This window comes from Prochlorococcus marinus str. MIT 9401, assembly GCF_000760095.1.
GTDB classification, from domain to species: domain Bacteria; phylum Cyanobacteriota; class Cyanobacteriia; order PCC-6307; family Cyanobiaceae; genus Prochlorococcus_A; species Prochlorococcus_A marinus_I.
Genome location: NZ_JNAR01000006.1, coordinates 31,241 through 51,797 on the forward strand (window position 1 = coordinate 31,241; position 20,557 = coordinate 51,797).

Genomic DNA, 20,557 nt, shown 5'->3' on the forward strand with positions numbered 1-20,557 from the left:
ATTTACTTGTTGTGTTTCTGTAATAGATAAAGCAAAGCCATTCTTATAGGGATACCATTTGCAACTTGATTATTAATTAAGCAATTAGGATATTGATCTACCACTTTGCTGCTAATTTCAATATCTCTGTTAATGGGACCGGGATGAAGAATTGGAATTTCTTTTTTATTTAAAGATAATTTCTCTGGGGTTAAGCCATAATCCAAACTATATGAATCAATGCTACTTAGTAAATTTTCCATCATTCTCTCTTTCTGAAGTCTTAAAACAATAATCGCATCTGCAATTTTTATTGATTCTTCCAATGATCTAGAAATTGCTATAGAACCTCTTGATTTAACGGGATCTTCTGTTTGATTTGGCGCGGGGGTTTTTAAAAAATTGATAAATTCATCAGGTATTAATGTCTTAGGACCACATAAGATTATATCGGCGCCGAATGCACTCAAAGCCCAAAGATTTGACCTAGCAACCCTTGAATGATTAACGTCGCCAATTATTAAAATTTTTTTGGAATTTAAAACCTCTGGATTTAGTGTTTTTTGGGAAAAGAATTTTATCAATGTATAGATGTCAAGCAATCCCTGGCTGGGGTGACTATGTAATCCATCTCCTGCATTAAGAACTGAAGTCTTGGCATTTATTGCATCAAGTTTTTTTGCGATCTCAAAGGTTATGTAACTTGATGAATGTCTGATAACTAATGTATCTGCCCCCATAGCAGAATAAGTTATGGCTGTATCAATTATTGTTTCGCCTTTTGTTAAAGAGCTGGAGGATGGCGCAAACGTTTGGACATCAGCAGAAAGTCTTTTTGCTGCAAGCTCAAAACTATTTTTTGTTCTTGTACTAGCTTCAAAAAATAAAGACGTTACCAAAGTCCCTTGTAAGGCCGGTATCTTTTTTGTTCCTGCATTCTTTAATACATCAAATCTATTAGCTAATTCAAATACTGACTCATAATCTTTAATTGAAAAATTAGCGAGTGTGTGGATATGTTTATGAGGCCAAATTTGCATTACGCTTAAAAAGATAAATGATTATTGAAATTTAGGTGTTCTGTCACCTTTTAATCTTTTACTTACACTCCTACTATTTTTGAGATACCAACGCCATTTTATATTTTTTGCCTTTGATATGCCAATTCTCGTAGTTTGAATAAGATCTTTTTCTTCTAGAGTTGAGTCTCGTGGAGAAATCCATAAAGATTTGTTATTAAGAACTTCAAGTGAGTTAAATGAAATGTCAATACTGAATGTTTTTGTTACTAGGCCAGGTCCAGAAGCTAATCTTTCATCATTATTTGAGATAAAAACTGATCTTATCAAAACACCACTCGCAAAATTTTCTTTATCAGTAACTATGTTTAAACAATGATGAATGCCATAAGATTTGTAAATATAAAATGTGCCAGGTTTGCCAAATAATGATTTGTTTGATTCAGTCATTTTGCGGTAGCCATGACAGGCCTCTTCTTCCTGTGAATAAGCTTCAGTTTCAACAATGACCCCTTTAACTTGATCTATCTCATTATTTTTTTTTATGAGGTAACAGCCTATTAAATCAGGAGCAACAAGTTTAGAGTGCCGATAAAAAAAATTTTTTGGAAAGAATTCTTCTTCTATTTTTCAATATCTATCTAATAACATATTTAGCTGAGAAAAATAATTAAGGCTATTAATTGATATTGATTTTCAAAAAGATGTGATTATTTTTTAAAATTATTTGAAATTCAAAGGATATGTAAATAAGTTGTTCTTAATAAACTATTATTTAATAAGAAAGATATTAAATGTATGACACAAATAACTAAAGAGGAAGTAAAAAAAGTTGCTCATTTAGCGAGATTAGAACTTAACGAGAATGAAATTAATAATCATGCACAACAATTAGAAAAGATATTGGATTATATAAAACAACTTGAAAAAATTGATACAGATGATGTCCCCTGTACAACGAGAGCTATAGAGGTTGTAAATGTATTTAGAAAAGACGAAAAGAAAAATTCTGATTGTAACGAAGAACTTTTAGAATTGGGTCCATCGAGAGAAGATAAATATTTTAAAGTACCAAAAATTATTAATGAATGAGTAAGTTAGTTGCTTCCAATAAATGTTTTGTTGACTAGCTTTAATAAAAATTTTTTTATCTTAAAGCCTGGATATAAATTTATGATTTTTCTTATTTTCCCCCTCTTTTTGCTATGACTCCTTACACCTATTAATAAGTCATAAATAAAGTTAAAAATGTCTTCTTTACTTTCAAATATCCCAACCCTTTGAGGGGAGCCTTTTTTATCCAATAAGGGCTTAGTTTTTTCATAAGCAATTTTGTATTCAAACCAAGGAATCGAAGGCCATAGATGATGAATGAGATGGTAATTTTGTCCCATTATTAATAAATTCATAAATTTGCTCGGATAAACTCGAGAATTTATCCATTTATTTCTTGATCGAAATGGTCTATGGGGTAAATAATCAAAAAATATTCCTAAAGTGACTCCTACCATTAATGCTGGGCCGAACCATAAATTATAAATTAAATTCATAAAGTCAAATTTCAAACCTGCCAAGATAATTGTCAGGAATATGGATCTTTCGATTCCCCATTGTAGTAATTCATATCTTCGCCAGAGTTTTCTTTGAAAGAAAAACACCTCATGATAAAAAAATCTTGGAGCAATTAGCCAAATTGGACCAAAAGTACTGACTATATGATCTGGATCATTTTTGGGGTGATTTACGTGAATATGATGTTGTAAATGAACTCTCGTAAAAACTGGGAAGCTAAACCCCAATAGAATAGCTGAGCCATGGCCCATTGCTTGATTTATCCAAGGAACTGGATGAGCAGCTTTATGACAGGCATCATGAATAACAGTACCTTCAATATGTAATGCTAAAAAAGCAGTGGCTACAAGTAAAGGTAAAGGCCAAACACCTCTATACCATTGCCATATACTAAGAAATGCAAGAAAATAACCGCCAAAAAATAAACCTAATGTTGGATTCCAAAAACTTGGCGGATCTACGTAATTTTTAATCTCTTTTTGCCAATTAAATGTTTTTGAAGAATTAGTATTTTTCGTTGTATTTTTAATGGTTAAGTTTGAAATCGTTCCTTATATTCTTTAAATAATATAACTAATATTTTAAGGTGTTTGCATTTTTAAATGTAAAAAATTTTTTTAGTAGATATTTAATCTAATTTTATGTGTCAAAATAATCATCTTGAGTTAAAAAGTTTTTAAAATAAACATCTTTCATTTATTATTTTATTTGAGCGGTCGTGGCGGAATTGGTAGACGCGCGAGTTTTAGGTACTCGTATCTTCGGGTGTGGGAGTTCAAGTCTCCCCGACCGCACTTAAGGGAATTTAAATAGAACGTTTTTTTATCAATATCAACTTCTTATAATTTAATTAATTACCTACTTTAATGAATAACTTCATTTACTATTTAGGATTTTTTTATGTATCGATTGGAACTATATTTTTATTCGTTCCGATAATGTATCTTGAGCTTGGCCGACCTAAAGATTTAATAAAAGCTTTTTTGAATTTATCAATAGGTTTAGTATTGATTATTAAATTTAAAACATTAGATGGATCATTTTTTGTAATTTTATTTTTACTAACAGGCCTTGTTTTTTTATATCTTTTAGAGCTTTTCTTATCAAGATGGTATCAGTTGACAGATAACGAAAAGAAAAAATTAACCACCTTTTTGGAATTAAAGAAAAATCTTTCGAAAATATTAGAGGCTATTAATCTAGGAGTTGGTACATTTACGAAAACCCTAAATTTTTTTAATATTGGGAACAATAAATTAACCACTACCACAAAAAAATGGGTAAGAAATGAAAAAAATGATAATATAAAAGCTTGAAACCAAATCAATTGGTTATTTGAAACATGCAAAAAAAACTACAGGTCAATTGAGAAAGAATATAATAAATTAGATTTATTTAAAAATTCTTTTAATCAAAAATATTTTTTATATCGTTATATGAAATCTCAAAATAACAAAGAGCAAAAATCAGAATTTTCTTATAAAGAAACTTTAAATTTACTGAAAACTGACTTTTCGATGCGTGCTAACTCAATTGTAAGAGAACCTGAGATTCAGAATTTTTGGGCAAATAATAGTATCGATTTCGAGTTGGGCTCAAAGAACAAAGGCAAAACATTTACATTACATGATGGCCCACCTTATGCAAATGGAGATCTTCATATGGGTCACGCTCTTAATAAGGTTTTAAAAGACATAATAAATAAGTACAAAACCTTGAAAGGATTTAGGGTACATTATGTTCCAGGGTGGGACTGCCACGGATTACCTATTGAATTAAAAGTACTTCAAAATTTAAAATCAGACGAGAGAAGGAATCTAGATATTCTAACTCTAAGAAAAAAAGCAACAGATTATGCATATAAACAAATAAACAATCAAATGGAGGGTTTTAAAAGATGGGGCATATGGGGAGATTGGAATAACCCTTATTTAACTCTTAAGAAAAGTTATGAATCTGCTCAGATTGGAGTATTTGGGAAAATGTTTTTAAATGGCTATATATATCGAGGTCTTAAACCTGTTCATTGGAGTCCAAGTTCGAGGACTGCTCTTGCAGAAGCAGAATTAGAATATCCAGACGAACATTACTCAAAGAGTATTTATGTATCCTTAAAAATCACTAAACTATCTGAAGAAATTTTACAGAAATTCTGTCAAGAAAATCCAAATTACAAAAAGGATTTTTTTCTGGGGAATTCTTTCATAACTATTTGGACTACCACACCCTGGACTATACCTGCAAATGAGGCAGTTGCAGTCAATCCTAAAATAGACTATGTTTTTGCAATTGATGAAGAGAAAAGAATATACCTTTTTGCAAAGGAATTATCTTCTGAAATAAGTAAAAAATTTAATAGAGATTTAAATAGCCTGTTAGAGGTTAAGGGATCTGAATTGGAAAATATTGAATATAAACACCCTATCGAGAATAGAAATTGCAGTATTGTGATTGGGGGAGATTACATTACTACAGAATCTGGAACTGGAATTGTTCATACTGCACCAGGTCATGGAATAGATGATTTTAATGTGGGGCAAAAATATGATCTACCTACAACTTGCGTTGTTGATGAAAAAGGGGACTTAAATCAATATTCAGGTCAATTTAAAGGATCAAACGTACTTAAAGACGCAAATGATTTAGTTATTGACTTTTTAAAAGAAAATAATTCACTTCTACTAAAAGAAAATTATAAGCATAGATATCCTTATGATTGGAGAACCAAAAAACCAACTATTTTTAGAGCAACAGAACAATGGTTTGCATCTGTAAATGGCTTCAGATCATCTGCTTTAAAGGCAATAGAAGAGGTTGAATGGATGCCTGAAACCGGCAAGAAAAGAATTTATTCCATGGTCGTTGGCAGAGGAGATTGGTGTATTTCTAGACAAAGGTCATGGGGGGTTCCAATTCCAGTTTTTTATAAAAAAAATGGTAATGAAATTCTCCTAAACAGTGAGATAATTAATCATATTCAAAAACTTTTTAATGAACACGGGGCTGATATTTGGTGGGATTGGGATATTAAGAATTTATTGCCAGAAAAATATGCAAAAGAATCTGATTTATTGAAAAAAGGGACAGATACAATGGATGTTTGGTTCGATTCGGGATCTAGCTGGGCAGCAGTGTGTCAACAAAGAAGTGAATTAAAATATCCTGCAGATCTTTATTTGGAAGGTTCAGATCAACATCGAGGATGGTTCCAATCTTCTTTGCTTACATCAGTTGCAGTTAATAATAAACCTCCATATAAAAAAGTTTTAACTCATGGTTTTGCACTTGATGAAAATGGAAGAAAAATGAGTAAATCTCTCGGAAATGTTGTTGATCCAAATGTAATTATTAATGGTGGGAATAATAAAAAAAATGAACCTGCTTATGGTGCTGATGTGTTAAGGCTATGGGTAAGCTCTGTCGACTATTCTGTAGATGTTCCAATTGGTTCAAATATACTCAAGCAACTATCAGACGTTTATAGAAAAGTTCGGAACACTGCAAGATATCTTCTTGGTAATATTCATGATTATGACCCTAATATTGATAGTTTTGAAATTGATCAATTGCCAATCTTAGATCAATGGATGTTAGGCAGATTGGTTGAAGTTACTGATCAAATAACAAATGCTTATGAAAATTATGAATTTTCAAAATTTTTTCAGATTTTACAAAGTTTTTGCGTTGTAGATTTATCAAATTTTTATTTGGATATTGCAAAGGATAGGTTATACGTTAGTTCTAAAACACAATTTAGGAGGAGATCATGTCAGTTTGTCATGTCTAGAATTGTTGAAAGTTTAGCTGTTATTATTTCTCCAGTCCTTTGCCATATGGCTGAAGATATTTGGCAAAATATTCCATATTCAACTAAAGAAAAATCAGTATTTCAAAGAGGTTGGCCAATCTTTCCACAGTCATGGAAGAATGAAAGTCTTAATGGGCACATTACAAATTTAAGAAATTTGAGAGTTGAAATTAATAAAGCCATAGAAGGATGTAGAAATAAACAAATAATTGGTGCCGCTTTGGAAACAGAAGTGAATTTTTTACCTGTAGATAAAGTGGTAAAAGATTCTCTTGCTTGGCTCGAGAAATTTGGTAATGGTGATGTGGATGTATTTAGGGATTGGCTAATAGTTTCAAATTTTCAAGTCATATCAGATTTGGTTGAGGATTCCATGGTTATTGAAAGCAATGAACTTGGAAAAATTCAAATTCTTAAAGCTCCTGGTCAAAAATGTGATAGATGTTGGCATTATCAAATTGAAACTTTTAGTGGGATTCAAAACACAAAACTATGCAAAAGATGTTCAAATATTATTAATCTTGAATTTTCTTAGAGCCAGTTTTTTGATCTGAGAAATGTAAGTTTTGATTTTCCTTTATAAAGTTATTTTTGGTTTCTGATGGGCTTGACTAATAGAGCCTAAATTTTGTGACTATTTATTCAAATTTAAAAACTTTTTTTGTTTCTAAATCCATTTCAATAGGATGCGCGGTAGAGCTAATACAGCCTTTGAAAATAATATTTCTTAATGTTCTCTATGATGTTATTTGGAAGATAACATTCTACCTTAATTATCTTTTTAGGTATTTTGAAGCTTATTCTTTTAAGATAATTAAGTAAATCATTTACTTCCATTTTCAGAAAAGTAAGAGTTTCTCCCATTTTTAGGTAGTTTTATTATTAACCACTGAATTAAACCTAAAAAATAAATTAATAATGCAAATAAACCTAAAAATTTAGCTATGGGCTGAGTAAAGTTGGCCCCGAAGAAAAAATTAAATAAACTTTTTAAAATAATGTAGAAATTTGAAGAAGGTTGAATCCAAATTGTACATTCAGCAGAATTAATAAAAGAAAAGCAATTAAGGTTTTGTAAACTTTGAATTAAGAAATTTAAAGATATAAAAGTTAGTGACCATCTCCATACTTTTGTTGTTGTAATAAGTGAGTAATTAAATTCATATTCTTTTAGCTCATCATTAATATCATTCCAAAACCAAACTGAAACTGTCATTAATAATGTGGAAATATTTGTAATAATCAGTGCATAATTATACTTCCCAATTAATAGCAATAGGCTTATAAAAAATAAAAGGGATATTTTCCAATAGATAGATAGAAGCCTATTAACCGCTTTATTTCTTTTTTTTATTGACCATAAGAATAATGTAGCAGGAATACCAATCAGGAAAATTATTGAAAGTTGAAAAGATAGCCAAACAGAAATTTGATTAAAAACGTTCAAAACTTTTTCTTTTTACATACATAATAATAAAACATAAAACTATTACTTTTTAACTTTCTATTGTCATAGTTATGAATATTATGCATGTTTATATTATCGCTGAGAAATAAATTTATATTTTTATGAGACAGCACGTTAATCCGCTTAGTAGAAATTTTGATGAAATCGAGAGAATTCCCTCTTTAATTGAAATGTTTGATGATTCTAAATTGAATCTCCATTTGGATGTAGGTTGTGCTGCTGGTGAGGTTTTATTTGAATTAGCTTTAGTTAATACCAGTTGGAATTATTTAGGAATCGAGATTCGTGAGAGATTAGTCAAGACAGCAAAAGTAAAGGCTCAAGAAAGAGCATTTAAAAATTTATATTTTGTATTTGGTAATGCTAATAACATTGTGGATAATGTTCAAAGTAAATTTATTTTTAAAAATGTAAAAAGTATTTCCTTTAATTTCCCAGATCCATGGTTTAAAAAAAGGCATTATAAAAGGCGTATAATTCAGCCAGAGTTTATTAATAATCTTTCAAAATTATTGCAAGAAGGAACTTTGATTTTTATTAAAACTGATGTAAAGGAATTATTCGATTATATGGATTATACGATATTAAGTAATTTTAATTTTAAAAAAATTGAAAAAAAAGATTTTAATTATTCAGAAAGTTTTAATCCAAAAAAATTTTTGACTAATAGGGAAAAGTATGTGATTTCTAATCAATTTGATATTTTTGAGAGTATTTATATTAAAAATTGTGATTGATAATTAATTCACAATTTTTTTAATTTCTGAAATAAGTTTGTTTGTTATTTCACTAGATAAAGAATCAACCTTGTGCTGATGTTTCGCCTCTACCAGTACTCTCATTATGGGTTCTGTTCCGCTAGGCCTAATGTAAATTCTGCAATTATCGGAATACATAACCTGCAAATTTTCAATAGTTTGATCAATTAGCCCTTTAGCTTTGGAATTAATTTTATTAATATTAAAATTTAAATTAATGTTGGTTAGCTTCTGTGGAAAAGGCTCGAAACTACTTTTAAGCCAGTCTTTTAAAGTAATATTTTTCGTTTTGCAATATTTAGAAATCTGAAGAGCAGTTAATATCCCATCTCCAGAAAAGTTATTAATTTTTGAAAGTATATGACCTGATTGTTCACCCCCTAAATCAGCATTTTCTCCCTTAATTGCATCATGAACGTATTTATCTCCTACATCAGTTCTATAAAGAATCCCACCAATTTTGTTCCAGGCCTTTTCAAAACCTAAATTAGCCATTTGAGTAGATATTAGTAAATTATTAGTGAGATTCTTTTGCTCCATAAGTTCCCTACCCCATAAAAAAAGTATATGATCTCCATCTAATACATTGCCCATTGAATCTACACCGATTACCCTATCAGCATCGCCATCGAAGCTAAATCCCATATCTGAAGGATTCTCTTTTAATGCTTTTTTTAATGGTTCAAGGTTAGTAGAACCGCAATTCATATTAATTTTTAAACCATTCTTAGAGTTATTGATAACACTAACATCAGCGCCAAGATTCTGAAAAATTTGTTTTGCGCAGGTTGACGCTGATCCATAGCATGTGTCTAATATTATTTTCATCCCAGTTAAATCCACCCCTCCCATTGTTTTAGTTAAGCTTTGCCAATAAATATCAATAAGCTCTTTATTGTCTTTTAGAAAGATATCTTTTGAGGGATCTGACAAATTGTGATTTGAATCTTCAATTAATTTTTGAATTTTATTTTCAAAAGTTTTGCCAATTTTTTGACCATTATGATCAAAAATCTTTATTCCATTATATTCGGGCGGATTATGACTAGCAGAGATCATTATCCCGCTACTTAATTTTTCTTTTCTAATCAAAAAAGGGATTGCTGGGGTGGGGCAGATTCCAAGACTTATAAATTTTTTGCCACTTGCAATAATACCTTTTATTGTTGCCTTAAGCAGAATATCTCCACTAATCCTGGTATCTCTTCCAATTAATATTGGATTAGTATTTTCTAATAACAAACCTAGAGCATATCCAACTTTATATGCTAAAGAAACAGTTATGTCTTCATTAAATTTTCCTCTTATTCCATCAGTTCCAAAGATTGATTGCATAATAAGATTTTAGAAATAAATATAATTTTCATATTATTTTAAGCTTATCTTATCAGTTGATTAAAAGGTAAAAGGTTACTCCTCCCTTTATTTGTTTAACTTATTTAAAATATACTAATACAGTAATTATCAATAATGCAATCTGAGAATTTAGAACCACTTTTGAATAAAAACTTAAGAGCAATAATAGTTTTCTTAATTGCTGTTTTGGTTGTTAGTTTGATTTTGTTTAGAAATGTTTTTTTTCAAGGAACTTATCTTCTTAAGAGTTTTGGAGAATCATCTGTTGATCCTGAAATAGCTTTTAAAAACAATAAACCTACTTTTCTTGAATTTTATGCTGACTGGTGCGAAGTTTGCAAAGAAATGGCGCCAAAAGTATCCTCATTAAAAGAGGAATACGAAAAAGACGTTAATTTTGTTTTTTTGAATGTTGATAATCAAAAATGGAATAATTACATTCGTAAATTTGAAGTAAATGGGATTCCTCAAGTAAATCTTTTTGATAGAAAAGGTAATTTAGTATCTACTCTTGTAGGAAAACAAGAAGAATTAAAAATAAAAGAATATATTGATCAACTAGAGAGAGAAACAAAAACTCATGAAGAAATTATTAATTCTGAGTTTTCAGTAATTACAAAAAATAAAAATAATAATGTTAGTCCTCGCAGTCATGGTTGAAGTTTACCAATCTAGCGACTTCGATACTATCGGAAAACTTTTTTTAAAAATAGACTTGCAATTTTCAGCTATCCTCTTGTGTTCTACCTGAGTACCATGAGCTGTCCTTAAATTAATATAATGTATCCATGATCTGCATGATCCAGACATGTATATTCTTGTTGGAGTTGCTAGTGGCAATATGAATCTCGCACATTCTTTAGCTATTCCTTCAGAAAGTAAATCTTCATATAATTCTAAAGAAGCTTTAAAATGTGAAGCAATTTTTGTATTGAATCTTTGTTTCAATTCATCAGGAAGATCAGGAATAGAATTTTGCCTATTTTTAAAATCTTGTCTTCTTAACTCGGGTAAAGGAATATTCCCTAATTGTGTGCTATCTGCATATCTTTGTGAAAATTCTTGGAAAGTAAATGATCTATGTCTTAGTATTTGCGCTGCAATTCCTCTGTTGGTTTCTATTTGTAATGTCATAAATGATTGTTCAAATACACTCCAATGTTCATTTTTAATGCAATAACTCAATAGTTTTGAATAATCTTCATTTTTCTGATTTTTTGGATTGCTAACTCTTGCAATGTAAGCCATTGTTTTTTCTGCTTCAGGAGTTAGTGAAATCAGTTCAACTTTACTCATTTCAAATCTTTGCTAGAGTCACTCTTTCTGGTTGATTTTGATATTTACCTCTTCTGTCTTCGTAAGTTGTAGAGCAAGGATCACCTTCAAAAAAGAGAAGTTGACATATACCCTCATTTGCATAGATTCTGCAATCTGCGCCTGAACTGTTACTAAACTCTAATGTTAAATGACCTTCCCAACCCGCTTCTGCAGGAGTTGTATTAACTATTATTCCTAGTCTGGCGTAAGTACTTTTTCCTATGCAAATCACAGTTATATTTTCAGGTACTTTCATTTTTTCTAGAGCAACACCTAAACCATAGGAGTGAGCAGGAAGAATAAAAAAGTCCCCATCTTCATCATGGTGAAGTGCAGTTTTTTCTAAATTATTAGAATTAAACTTTTTGGGATTCATTACAGTTCCTGGTATATGTCTAAAAATTAGGAATTCTTTTGATGAAAGTCTTAAATCATAGCCATAAGATGAACATCCATAACTTAAAACTGGCTTTTTTTGGTTATTAGGATCGAGATGTCTCACCAAATTTGATTGGAAGGGGTTTATCATTCCCTCAGATGCTTTTTGATTTATCCAGAGATCATTTTTAAGCATTGTTTTATGAGCGGAGTTCGGTAATTTGGTTAGCCATTAATAATAAATCTTTAGGAATATCTGTACCAGTAAGGATTACATCTCCTGATATAAATCGGTTTTCAAGTGTTGAAATCAAATCATCTTTATCGATTATCTTCATCTCTACAGCAAGAAAAATTTCATCAAGTATGATCTGATCGTTTTCACCAGAAAGTAATTCTTTTTTGCAAAAATTCCACAATTCATATGTAGATTCATGAATAGATTTTTTTAAATTTTCATCATTATCAATTTCTTCAGAATTATATTGATCAAAGGAATTTGATGATCTTAGCCAAGTTAAATTACCACAAAGCTTTACTGCATTAGAAATTCCTTGTTTAACTCCTCCTTTCATGAATTGCACTAAAAGCACTTTCCTTCCAAGAGCAGCATTTCTTAGAGAGTCTCTAATAATAGGGGAATAACTTCCTCGATAAGAAGATTGATAAATTTGAATTTGCCCATTTTGTGTAAACTTTTTTGAACTTATTTTGTTAGCAGTACTAATATTGACAACGTCATAATTTGTTTCTGAAAAACTATTAGTTGAACTAATTAGCATTATCTTAGATTTCTTTTCTATATGCAGTATAAATAGAATTCAATTACGCTGCATATAGTGTAATTTTACTTAAAAAAGTGTTGAAAAAGTTGAAACTATACGAAAGAAGCATGGGAATAAATTAAGAAGTATTGGAAATTGTTACTGTTGATACAAGATATTTTAAGCCGTCTTCTTAAATTTTTTTAATAATCAAGATATTTATGATACCTTCTTCTCGGGGATTCAACCGCTTTACTGCGCAACAGTCCAGACAAACTAAAATTAACTCCGTTGGAGAACGTTTCCCAATAAATAGGACCTTAATGGAAGTCATTAAGGGTTTAGAGGGCGCGAGTACAGAAATGGTTGAGAGATCTAAAACAATATTTTTCCCTGGAGATCCTGCAGAGAGGGTCTATTTGATAAGGAGAGGAGCAGTAAGGTTATCAAGAGTTTATGAGTCAGGTGAAGAAATAACCGTTGCTCTTTTGAGAGAGAATAGTCTCTTTGGTGTTTTATCTCTTTTAACTGGTCATAGATCTGATCGTTTTTATCATTCCATAGCTTTCACAAGAGTTGAAATGATAACAGCACCTGCCAACTCTGTCTTAAAAGCAATAGAAGAAGATGCATCAGTTGGCTTATTATTGTTGCAAGGTCTTTCAAGTAGGATTCTTCAAACAGAAACCATGATTGAAACTTTGACTCATAGAGATATGTCTTCTCGTTTAGTAAGCTTTTTAATGGTTCTTTGTAGAGACTTTGGAGTGGCTAGTGAAAAAGGAATCACAATAGATTTGAGGCTTTCACATCAAGCAATAGCTGAAGCTATTGGTTCAACAAGAGTAACGATTACAAGATTGTTGGGCGATTTAAAGGATTCTGGGCTTCTTACTATTGAAAGAAAAAAGATTACAGTATTTGACCCAATAGCTCTTGCAAAAAGATTTAATTGATTCATCATTCATTATGATGTATTGAGTATATGTAATAGTGTGGCCTGGGTTCTAATTATTTTCTTAATATTACTTGGAGGATTAATTGCACCATTTGGGGATTTACTTGGCACAAAGATTGGTAAAGCAAGATTTAGTATCTTAAAATTAAGACCAAAGAAAACAGCCACAATAGTAACGATAATAACTGGAGGCTTTATTAGTGCAACATCTATAGGACTATTGCTTTTAGTTAGTGAAGAATTTAGGCAGAGACTTTTTGTAGATATTCCTTTTTTACAAAAAACATTGGATGAAAGTAAAAAAGCGCTTGTTCCTTTGCAAGAAGAAAGGCAAAAGCTTGAAAATAAGATTAATAAAAAGGAAAGGGAATTAAATAAACTTAAAGGCGATATTAAAGACTTTAGAAGTGGAAATGTAGTTCTTAAAAGAGGCCAAACTTTATTTATTGCAGAGTTATCTTCTAATCCAAATATAAAATTAGATCTTGGGAAAATTTATAAAAGTGCAGATAAATTTGTTCAAAAAATTGTAATCCCTAGTAAAAAAGAGGTAAAAAATATTCTTTTGTGGAGACCTAGTGATATTTCTGAAATTGAAGGCATAACATCAAAAGGCGGGAATTGGATCTTATTGATTAAATCAGCGACTAATGTTTTGAAAGGAGATAATTTTGTTTTTGTATACCCAGAATTGCTGCAAAATAAAATCATTGTAAAAAGAGGGGAAGTTATCACAAGTGAAATTCTTGAAAAAAAAGATCTTGATTATAAAAATATCAATTCAAAAATAAAAACTTTGATGAGAAAAACCAGAGATAAAATTCAGTTAAGGGGCTCAATTGTCAACGAAATTACTACAAGAGGTGACTTCATAAAAAAACTTAGAGATTCGTTGGAGTTGAATCAAAATAATGAATATAGATTAGAGATTGTTTCTTTAAAAGATAGTAAAACTGCAGACCCAATAATAGTTGCATTGAATATTATTAAATTATAGTTTTCTATGTTTAAATTAGTATCTATCGATCCTGGTAAAAGTAAATGTGGTTTAGTTTTAGCTGAAATAAGTGAAAAAATAGTTTATAAAGCAATTATTCTTAAAAGTGAAATCGTTGAAGACTATGTCAGAAATTTAAATACTGTTGAAGATATATCAAAAATTATTATTGGTAATGGTACAACCAGTAAAGAGGTAAGAGAAAAACTGGATTTTTTTAAAAAAGAAATAATAATTTTCGAAGAAAAAAATACTACTTTTAGAGCTAAAGCAAGATATTTTGAACTATTTCCTATAAGTGGTTTTAAGTTTTTAATTCCTCGAGAGGTTTTTATTCTTAATAAAAATCTTGATGCCATATCAGCACTAATAATCCTAGAAGATTATTGCAATATGAAATTTACTTTGAATCAAAATCTAGATTTTAAAACTTGGCTGAAATAGTGAACTTATATTCATTACCTGCCTCTAGTGCATAATCTTTTTTTAATAAAAATCTTAATAAGGCATCTTCAATTAATGCTCTTCCCAAAGGAGGATCAACTAATAATAAACCTTTATTGAAAGACCATGTAAAAGTCCACCTAAATTGACTAGCTTCTACAACCCCTTTAATGTGCTTTTTTGAGAAGCTATATTCTTTAATACTAAGATTGACTGTCGTTTCTGGTTTTGATCGCAATTTTTAAATTTGATTTTTATGAAAAGAATTTAATTCGTTTATTATAAATTCTTCTTTTTTAGTATTTAATTGTTCGAGGGATTCTATTACTCTCTGATAAACTTTATCCAATATTGTTTTCTCATCTAAAGAAATATTTCCTAGTACGTGTGAAATAGTATTAAATTTATTTTTTCCATTAAATGATAAAGGGGATCCAATACCAATTCTTATTCTATTAAAATTTTGAGTTTGCAATTTTTCAATGATGCTTTTCAGCCCATTATGTCCTCCTGAGCTTCCTTTTTTTCTAAATCTTATTTTTCCAAGGGGAAGATCTTTATCATCTACAATTATAAAAATTTGATCTAAAGTAATTTTGTACCAATCTACTATTGCTCTGACAGCATCACCACTATTATTCATGAACGTATTTGGTAAAAATAATCTGTAAGTGTAATTATCGATTTTGAATTCTGAATAGTAACTTTTAAGTTTCTCCTTTAATAAAAAATTTGAATTATATTTCAAGGAGAGGTTTTCAAGAAGCAAAAAACCTACATTATGCCTATTTTCAGAATATTTTTTACCAGGATTACCCAACCCTACTAGATATATTTCATTCATAATGTATTACTAAATCTCTTTTCATAGAGAATTATATATATTCATATAAACTATAACTAAGTAAATTAATACGAAAACTCTAAAAGAAGTCTACATATCAGTATTCAGATGAATAAGATAACCCTTTGAAAGTTTTTATAAATTTAGTTTCCGTTCCAATCTACTGAGAAACCTTGTAATAGTAATGACTGGTTATAAATTTGTAGGAGAATAACTAGAAAAACAAGAAGTAGTAACCCTATGACTGTCATCACAGGAACTGCTCCCCAACCAGGCACAACTTTTCCTTGACCTGAATTGCCAATTGCTTTTAAAAGAGTTCCTAACGCTGTTTTTTGACCCATGTTGAATTCACAAAATCGAATATTATTTCGCTATTGTATAAGAACTTATACATAAATTGTTTACAAACTTAGCAAAATTGATGCAAACTTTATCATCCGCGCCTGATCCTGCAGTTTCCATAGCAGTTACCATTCTGGCATTACTTCTAGCTTTAACCGGATTTGGGCTTTGGACTGCATTTGGACCAAAAGCTGCAAAGCTAACAGATCCTTGGGATGATCATGATGATTAACTCTTAAAAAAATTATAAATTAAAGTATTTCAAAATTTTCCAAAAATACAAAAAGTAAACCTTTTCCCATAAATTAAATATAAATTTAATAAGATATAAATCTGTTAGCACACGTTATCTCATGCTTGCTTTAAAAATCTCTGTCTACACTATCGTATTTTTCTTTGTTGGGATCTTCCTCTTTGGTTTCTTAGCGAGTGATCCAACTAGAACTCCCAATAGAAAAGATTTAGAGAGTCCACAAGATTAATTTTTACTAAATTTTCACTACTTTGAATTCAGGCGATTTTCAAAAAGCGATACTTTATTTTTTTCTTTTAATTAACTTAGGTTCATCAAGTGAAGCTGGTGTTTTTACAAAACTTAGTGATAAAAGATATCCTTCTAATGTTGATATAAATTGGTCAAATTTTTCTAAATCTACTAATAATAATTCAAAAGTAATTTCTACTATTAATAAAGATAAGTTTGGCTACTTTACAAATCAAAAATTTCAAGATGCAGATGTTCGATTAGTATTAGCCAATTTATCTAATAATAAAGGGGAATTTGTGATTGAATCGGAAATTCAATCAGAAGAAAATAATATTTTGTTCGCAGAAAGAAATGTCTCAGTCTCTTATAAAGGTAAAATTCTTAGGGCTGACAAATTAACATACGATAAATCACAAAAAATTATCAGCGCATTTGGAAATATAACTTTGGTTTTTGGTGACCAAATTTTTAAAATGTCTCAACTTGAGTACAATCTCAAAGATGAAACAGGGTATTTGTTAGATGTGAAAGGCACTATTAATTCTGATAATTTAATTACCGATATATCCAAAAATTTTAATGACTCAGATATTGAAAAGATTAATCACTTACTAAATTTACAAAAAAAAGAAGTTTTAAATACCCCAAACAAAGTAAATAACTGGATTTTTTCTACGAAAAAAATTATTATTGATGGAAATAAATGGAAAAGTAAAAAGGCAATATTTTCTAATGATCTTCTACAGTTTAAACAAGTAAAAATAGTTATTAATTCATTAGAAGCTTTCTCTTTGAAAAAAGAATTAAGATTTAGATCATCTTTGAATTATTTAGTTTTAGATGAAAATGTTTCCATCCCATTTTGGCTTGGCAATAGAGCGTTAACTAAATCAGGACAAAATTTTGATTCAAAAAGTAGTTGGACAATTAGTTATGACAATCTAGATAAAGATGGTTTGTTTATTGGTAGAAAATTTAAATCTATGAATTTAGGAGATGATTTTATTATAGATTTTGAACCACAATTTTTCATTCAACGTTCACTAAAGGGACATACAAAAAGTTTCGTAAAGAAAGGAGATTTAATAACCAGTGAAAAGGTAAAAAGAGATACTCATATGTCTGATTATTTTGGTTTTGAATCTAAATTAAAAGGTAAAATAAATTCTTGGAATATTGAAATAGATAATCAAATAAACTCTCTAGATACAAATAAATTTTCTGATGCGCTTAGATTTAAATCTATTTTGAATAAAGAAATTAATTTTTTGAATGCTAAATGGGATAAAAGTTTTTACGGGGTTTATCGAGATAGAGTATGGAATGGTTCATTAGGGGAAGCTGAAATTTATTTAGGGTATGGTTCGCAATTAGAAAAAAAACATACTTGGGAAGTAAATGGCACTACTAATACTGAAGTTTTCTCTTTTGGTCTAGCGCATTTGAAAGGAGAGCAGTTGAGCAGTAAAAACTTAGTTGATAGTTTTAAAGGTAATTTGTTTTACTCCTTGGATAAAAACACTCCATTAAGTATTGATAAACCGAAAAATAAAATTATTGATACTTCCTATGAGTATATCTATGAGCCAATTAATAAAGGACTTAGTCTAAATACAAGAATTGCATCATTATATTCTTTTTATGATAATGGAAAACATCAAGAATATATTGGCTTTGGTTTAGGTCCTGAGTTAATTTTAGGGGATTTCAAAGCTAAAACTTTTGACTATACAAGGATTAGTATTTTCCCATTTTATAAATTTAAAAGCGGAGAAAGTGTATTTAAATTTGATCAAATTTCTGACAAATTTACCCTAAATATTGGTTTTGATCAACAAATTTTTGGACCAATTATTCTTAAGAGTAATGGAACATTAAACTTAGATGGTAATTCAGATGATTACGGAGAATTTATAGATTCTAAAATTTCTGTTAATTGGAAAAAAAGATCCTATGAATTTGGTATTTTTTATCAGCCTCATAATCAATCAGGAGGTATTTCTTTTAGTCTCTATGGATTTAAATAGCTATGAAATATTAGTATTGAATTTTATATAGGGTAATTGATTAAATTTATTTTCTATTAAAATTTTATTATCAAGTAGTGTTGATGTAGCATCCCATTCTCCAGATAAAAACATTTTTCTTGAGCTTTCCTTGATCTCAAGATTGAAATTTAAATCTTTTGATTGTGCTGATAAATTTTTAAGATCGATTTCTAAGAATAAAGATTGATTATCACAATAGTTTTGTATTTCTTCTATGGATTTTTTAGGTAGCGTAAAACATGGAATTCCTATAGCAATACAGTTACTGTAAAAAATGTCAGCGAAACTCTCGCCTATGATTGCTTTTATACCCCATCTCATAAGGGCTTGGGGGGCATGTTCTCTGCTGGAACCACATCCAAAATTGCTATTAACAACTAGTATTGAGGCATATTTGTTTTCCTCTAGATCAAAAGGATGATTTCCTTTTAAAGTTTTTCTATCATCCTCAAAAACAGATTCACCCAATGAATCAAAGTTAACACATTTCAAAAAACGCGCTGGAATTATCCGATCTGTATCAATGTCGTTACCAATCAAGGAGATACATTTCCCGTTCATATTTGAAATTTTTCCGATTGGTGGGGTGAACTCTGATTTCATCAGTTAATAAATTCTCTAACATCACTGACTTTGCCATTAATTGCAGCAGCAGCAACCATTGCTGGACTCATGAGCAGTGTTCTTCCACTGGGAGATCCTTGCCTACCCTTAAAATTTCTATTACTAGAACTAGCACTAACTTGATTACCTATTAGCTTATCTGAATTCATTGCTAAACACATTGAGCAGCCAGGCTCTCTCCATTGAAATCCAGAATCCTTAAATATCTGATCAAGACCTTCTTGTTTTGCTTCAGTGGCTACTTTTTCTGAACCGGGAACTGCAAATGCTTTGACATTCTTGGATACTTTTTTGCCTTTTAATACTTTAGCTGCAACTCTTAAGTCACTGATTCTTCCATTTGTGCAACTACCTATGAAACAAACGTCTACAGGAGTATCTTTTATTAATTGTCCAGGCTTGAAACTCATATATTCATAAGCCTCTTCTGCAACTAATTTATCATTTGGGGATAATTCATCTAAAAGAGGGATTTGTTGATTAATGCTTATACTTTGACCGGGAGTAATCCCCCAGGTTACAGTTGGCTCTACCTTAGAAGCATCTAATTTAATTACGTCATCATAAATTGAATTTTGATCGCTTTTTAACGATTCCCACCATCTAAGCGCTATATCCCAATGCTCATTTTTTGGAGCATATAATTTATCTTTAATGTAACTAAAGGTCTTTTCATCAGGGTTGATGTAGCCGCATCTTGCTCCTCCTTCAATAGACATATTGCATATCGTCATCCTTTCTTCCATTGATAATTCATGTATCGCAGGTCCTGCGAATTCATATGCAAAACCTACTCCTGCCTTTACACCAAGTTTATTAATTATATGAAGGACTAAATCCTTAGCATAAACACCCTTAGATAATTTATTGTCACACCAAATCTGCCTCACTTTCAATTTGTTCATGGCTAAGGTTTGGGTAGCAAGAACATCTCTCACTTGACTTGTACCTATACCAAAAGCAATTGACCCAAAAGCTCCATGAGTTGAAGTATGAGAATCTCCGCAAGCAATTGTCATTCCTGGCTGAGTTAGGCCTAATTCCGGTGCTACTACATGAACTATTCCTTGATTACCACTACCAATATTAAAAAATCTTATTTTATGTTCTAAGCAATTCTTCTCAAGTGTTTCAATCATCTGTTCAGCGAGATTATCTTTGAAGGGCCTGCTTTGATTATCTGTTGGCACAATATGATCAACAGTGGCAACAGTTCTATCAGGGAATTTTACTTTTAATTTTTTGTCCTTTAAAGCACCAAATGCTTGAGGACTCGTTACTTCATGGATAAGGTGAAGACCAATAAATACTTGATCAGATCCTCCAGGAAGACTTGAAACCTTATGTAAATCCCAAACTTTATCAAATAGGGTATCTTGACTCAATTTGTA

At 30.2% G+C, this 20,557-nt stretch carries 24 protein-coding genes and 1 tRNA gene; 12 read left to right on the forward strand and 13 right to left on the reverse strand.

Annotated elements, in window-relative coordinates; translation table 11 throughout:
- Positions 1 to 2: 2 nt before the first annotated feature.
- Positions 3 to 1,019, reverse strand: coding sequence for an aspartate carbamoyltransferase catalytic subunit (locus EV01_RS06590; protein ID WP_032517351.1), 1,017 nt, complete (start codon positions 1,017 to 1,019; stop codon positions 3 to 5).
- Positions 1,020 to 1,040: 21 nt separating this feature from the next.
- Positions 1,041 to 1,625: a DNA-3-methyladenine glycosylase gene (locus EV01_RS06585; protein ID WP_072013462.1), complete on the reverse strand. Its 585-nt coding sequence runs from the start codon at positions 1,623 to 1,625 to the stop codon at positions 1,041 to 1,043.
- A 171-nt stretch (positions 1,626 to 1,796) separates the two neighbouring features.
- Between EV01_RS06585 and gatC the strand changes: the two genes are divergently transcribed.
- Positions 1,797 to 2,090 (forward strand): Asp-tRNA(Asn)/Glu-tRNA(Gln) amidotransferase subunit GatC, encoded by a 294-nt coding sequence (gene gatC, locus EV01_RS06580; RefSeq protein ID WP_032517355.1) that lies wholly within the window; start codon positions 1,797 to 1,799, stop codon positions 2,088 to 2,090.
- Positions 2,091 to 2,095: 5 nt separating this feature from the next.
- Here the strand turns inward: gatC and EV01_RS06575 are convergent, their stop codons facing one another.
- Positions 2,096 to 3,100 (reverse strand): fatty acid desaturase, encoded by a 1,005-nt coding sequence (locus tag EV01_RS06575; protein WP_080725738.1) that lies wholly within the window; start codon positions 3,098 to 3,100, stop codon positions 2,096 to 2,098.
- Positions 3,101 to 3,282: 182 nt separating this feature from the next.
- On the opposite strand from EV01_RS06575, the gene EV01_RS06570 reads away from it, so the two are divergent.
- The 3 genes from EV01_RS06570 to ileS all read left to right on the forward strand — a co-directional run bounded on the left by EV01_RS06570 (position 3,283) and on the right by ileS (position 6,913).
- Positions 3,283 to 3,364: transfer RNA gene (locus EV01_RS06570), tRNA-Leu, on the forward strand.
- A 72-nt stretch (positions 3,365 to 3,436) separates the two neighbouring features.
- Positions 3,437 to 3,886: a hypothetical protein gene (locus tag EV01_RS06565; protein ID WP_032518534.1), complete on the forward strand. Its 450-nt coding sequence runs from the start codon at positions 3,437 to 3,439 to the stop codon at positions 3,884 to 3,886.
- Between the two features lie 120 nt (positions 3,887 to 4,006).
- Positions 4,007 to 6,913: an isoleucine--tRNA ligase gene (ileS, locus tag EV01_RS06560; protein WP_032517358.1), complete on the forward strand. Its 2,907-nt coding sequence runs from the start codon at positions 4,007 to 4,009 to the stop codon at positions 6,911 to 6,913.
- A gap of 288 nt (positions 6,914 to 7,201) precedes the next feature.
- Here the strand turns inward: ileS and EV01_RS0108810 are convergent, their stop codons facing one another.
- Positions 7,202 to 7,825 carry a DUF3177 family protein gene (locus tag EV01_RS0108810; RefSeq protein WP_032517359.1) on the reverse strand — a complete coding sequence of 208 codons (624 nt, stop codon included), beginning with the start codon at positions 7,823 to 7,825 and terminating at the stop codon, positions 7,202 to 7,204.
- 122 nt (positions 7,826 to 7,947) lie between these two features.
- Here EV01_RS0108810 and trmB point away from each other — a divergent pair, with 122 nt between their 5' ends.
- A complete protein-coding gene (trmB, locus tag EV01_RS06555) occupies positions 7,948 to 8,583 on the forward strand; it encodes a tRNA (guanosine(46)-N7)-methyltransferase TrmB (protein ID WP_032517360.1) in 636 nt (211 codons plus the stop codon).
- Positions 8,584 to 8,586: 3 nt separating this feature from the next.
- On the opposite strand, the gene glmM is transcribed toward trmB, so the two are convergent.
- Positions 8,587 to 9,939 (reverse strand): phosphoglucosamine mutase, encoded by a 1,353-nt coding sequence (glmM, locus tag EV01_RS06550; protein WP_032517361.1) that lies wholly within the window; start codon positions 9,937 to 9,939, stop codon positions 8,587 to 8,589.
- A 135-nt stretch (positions 9,940 to 10,074) separates the two neighbouring features.
- Here glmM and EV01_RS06545 point away from each other — a divergent pair, with 135 nt between their 5' ends.
- Entirely contained in the window at positions 10,075 to 10,620 is a 546-nt protein-coding gene (locus tag EV01_RS06545; RefSeq protein ID WP_032517362.1) for a thioredoxin domain-containing protein, read from the forward strand.
- 3 nt (positions 10,621 to 10,623) lie between these two features.
- On the opposite strand, the gene thyX is transcribed toward EV01_RS06545, so the two are convergent.
- From thyX to EV01_RS06530, 3 genes are read right to left on the reverse strand one after another with little or no spacing between them, the layout of a single operon-like run.
- Positions 10,624 to 11,256 carry an FAD-dependent thymidylate synthase gene (thyX, locus tag EV01_RS06540; RefSeq protein WP_032517363.1) on the reverse strand — a complete coding sequence of 211 codons (633 nt, stop codon included), beginning with the start codon at positions 11,254 to 11,256 and terminating at the stop codon, positions 10,624 to 10,626.
- 1 nt (position 11,257) lies between these two features.
- The gene (gene dcd / locus EV01_RS06535; RefSeq protein WP_032517364.1) at positions 11,258 to 11,851 is read right to left on the reverse strand and encodes a dCTP deaminase; all 594 of its coding nucleotides are present in this window, start codon (positions 11,849 to 11,851) and stop codon (positions 11,258 to 11,260) included.
- A 4-nt stretch (positions 11,852 to 11,855) separates the two neighbouring features.
- Positions 11,856 to 12,437, reverse strand: a complete 582-nt coding sequence (locus EV01_RS06530) for a cob(I)yrinic acid a,c-diamide adenosyltransferase (RefSeq protein WP_032517365.1) — start codon at positions 12,435 to 12,437, stop codon at positions 11,856 to 11,858.
- A 203-nt stretch (positions 12,438 to 12,640) separates the two neighbouring features.
- Between EV01_RS06530 and ntcA the strand changes: the two genes are divergently transcribed.
- Genes ntcA through EV01_RS06515 form a run of 3 tightly spaced genes read left to right on the forward strand, consistent with a single transcriptional unit; the run spans position 12,641 to position 14,818 of the window.
- Positions 12,641 to 13,375, forward strand: coding sequence for a global nitrogen regulator NtcA (ntcA, locus tag EV01_RS06525; RefSeq protein ID WP_032517366.1), 735 nt, complete (start codon positions 12,641 to 12,643; stop codon positions 13,373 to 13,375).
- Between the two features lie 39 nt (positions 13,376 to 13,414).
- Positions 13,415 to 14,374: a DUF3084 domain-containing protein gene (locus EV01_RS06520; RefSeq protein ID WP_032518535.1), complete on the forward strand. Its 960-nt coding sequence runs from the start codon at positions 13,415 to 13,417 to the stop codon at positions 14,372 to 14,374.
- Between the two features lie 6 nt (positions 14,375 to 14,380).
- Positions 14,381 to 14,818 carry a hypothetical protein gene (locus tag EV01_RS06515; RefSeq protein WP_032517369.1) on the forward strand — a complete coding sequence of 146 codons (438 nt, stop codon included), beginning with the start codon at positions 14,381 to 14,383 and terminating at the stop codon, positions 14,816 to 14,818.
- On the opposite strand, the gene EV01_RS06510 is transcribed toward EV01_RS06515, so the two are convergent.
- The 3 genes from EV01_RS06510 to psbH all read right to left on the reverse strand — a co-directional run bounded on the left by EV01_RS06510 (position 14,799) and on the right by psbH (position 16,006).
- Positions 14,799 to 15,056 (reverse strand): DUF3146 family protein, encoded by a 258-nt coding sequence (locus EV01_RS06510; RefSeq protein ID WP_032517370.1) that lies wholly within the window; start codon positions 15,054 to 15,056, stop codon positions 14,799 to 14,801. The two genes, EV01_RS06515 and EV01_RS06510, sit on opposite strands and share 20 nt — an antisense overlap.
- Positions 15,057 to 15,059: 3 nt before the next feature.
- Positions 15,060 to 15,662 carry an aminoacyl-tRNA hydrolase gene (gene pth / locus EV01_RS06505; protein ID WP_032517371.1) on the reverse strand — a complete coding sequence of 201 codons (603 nt, stop codon included), beginning with the start codon at positions 15,660 to 15,662 and terminating at the stop codon, positions 15,060 to 15,062.
- A 143-nt stretch (positions 15,663 to 15,805) separates the two neighbouring features.
- The gene (gene psbH / locus EV01_RS06500) at positions 15,806 to 16,006 is read right to left on the reverse strand and encodes a photosystem II reaction center phosphoprotein PsbH (protein WP_032517372.1); all 201 of its coding nucleotides are present in this window, start codon (positions 16,004 to 16,006) and stop codon (positions 15,806 to 15,808) included.
- Between the two features lie 80 nt (positions 16,007 to 16,086).
- Between psbH and psbN the strand changes: the two genes are divergently transcribed.
- From psbN to EV01_RS06490, 3 genes are all read left to right on the forward strand, one after another.
- Positions 16,087 to 16,239 carry a photosystem II reaction center protein PsbN gene (gene psbN, locus EV01_RS06495; RefSeq protein ID WP_011817745.1) on the forward strand — a complete coding sequence of 51 codons (153 nt, stop codon included), beginning with the start codon at positions 16,087 to 16,089 and terminating at the stop codon, positions 16,237 to 16,239.
- Between the two features lie 121 nt (positions 16,240 to 16,360).
- Positions 16,361 to 16,489 carry a photosystem II reaction center protein I gene (locus tag EV01_RS09325; RefSeq protein ID WP_002805124.1) on the forward strand — a complete coding sequence of 43 codons (129 nt, stop codon included), beginning with the start codon at positions 16,361 to 16,363 and terminating at the stop codon, positions 16,487 to 16,489.
- Positions 16,490 to 16,511: 22 nt separating this feature from the next.
- Positions 16,512 to 18,521 (forward strand): DUF3769 domain-containing protein, encoded by a 2,010-nt coding sequence (locus EV01_RS06490; protein ID WP_032517373.1) that lies wholly within the window; start codon positions 16,512 to 16,514, stop codon positions 18,519 to 18,521.
- Here the strand turns inward: EV01_RS06490 and leuD are convergent, their stop codons facing one another.
- Both leuD and leuC read right to left on the reverse strand, forming a co-directional pair.
- The gene (leuD, locus tag EV01_RS06485; protein ID WP_032517374.1) at positions 18,522 to 19,145 is read right to left on the reverse strand and encodes a 3-isopropylmalate dehydratase small subunit; all 624 of its coding nucleotides are present in this window, start codon (positions 19,143 to 19,145) and stop codon (positions 18,522 to 18,524) included.
- Positions 19,145 to 20,551 carry a 3-isopropylmalate dehydratase large subunit gene (gene leuC / locus EV01_RS06480; protein WP_032517375.1) on the reverse strand — a complete coding sequence of 469 codons (1,407 nt, stop codon included), beginning with the start codon at positions 20,549 to 20,551 and terminating at the stop codon, positions 19,145 to 19,147. Before leuC ends, leuD begins: the two co-directional genes overlap by 1 nt.
- Positions 20,552 to 20,557: the final 6 nt, after the last annotated feature.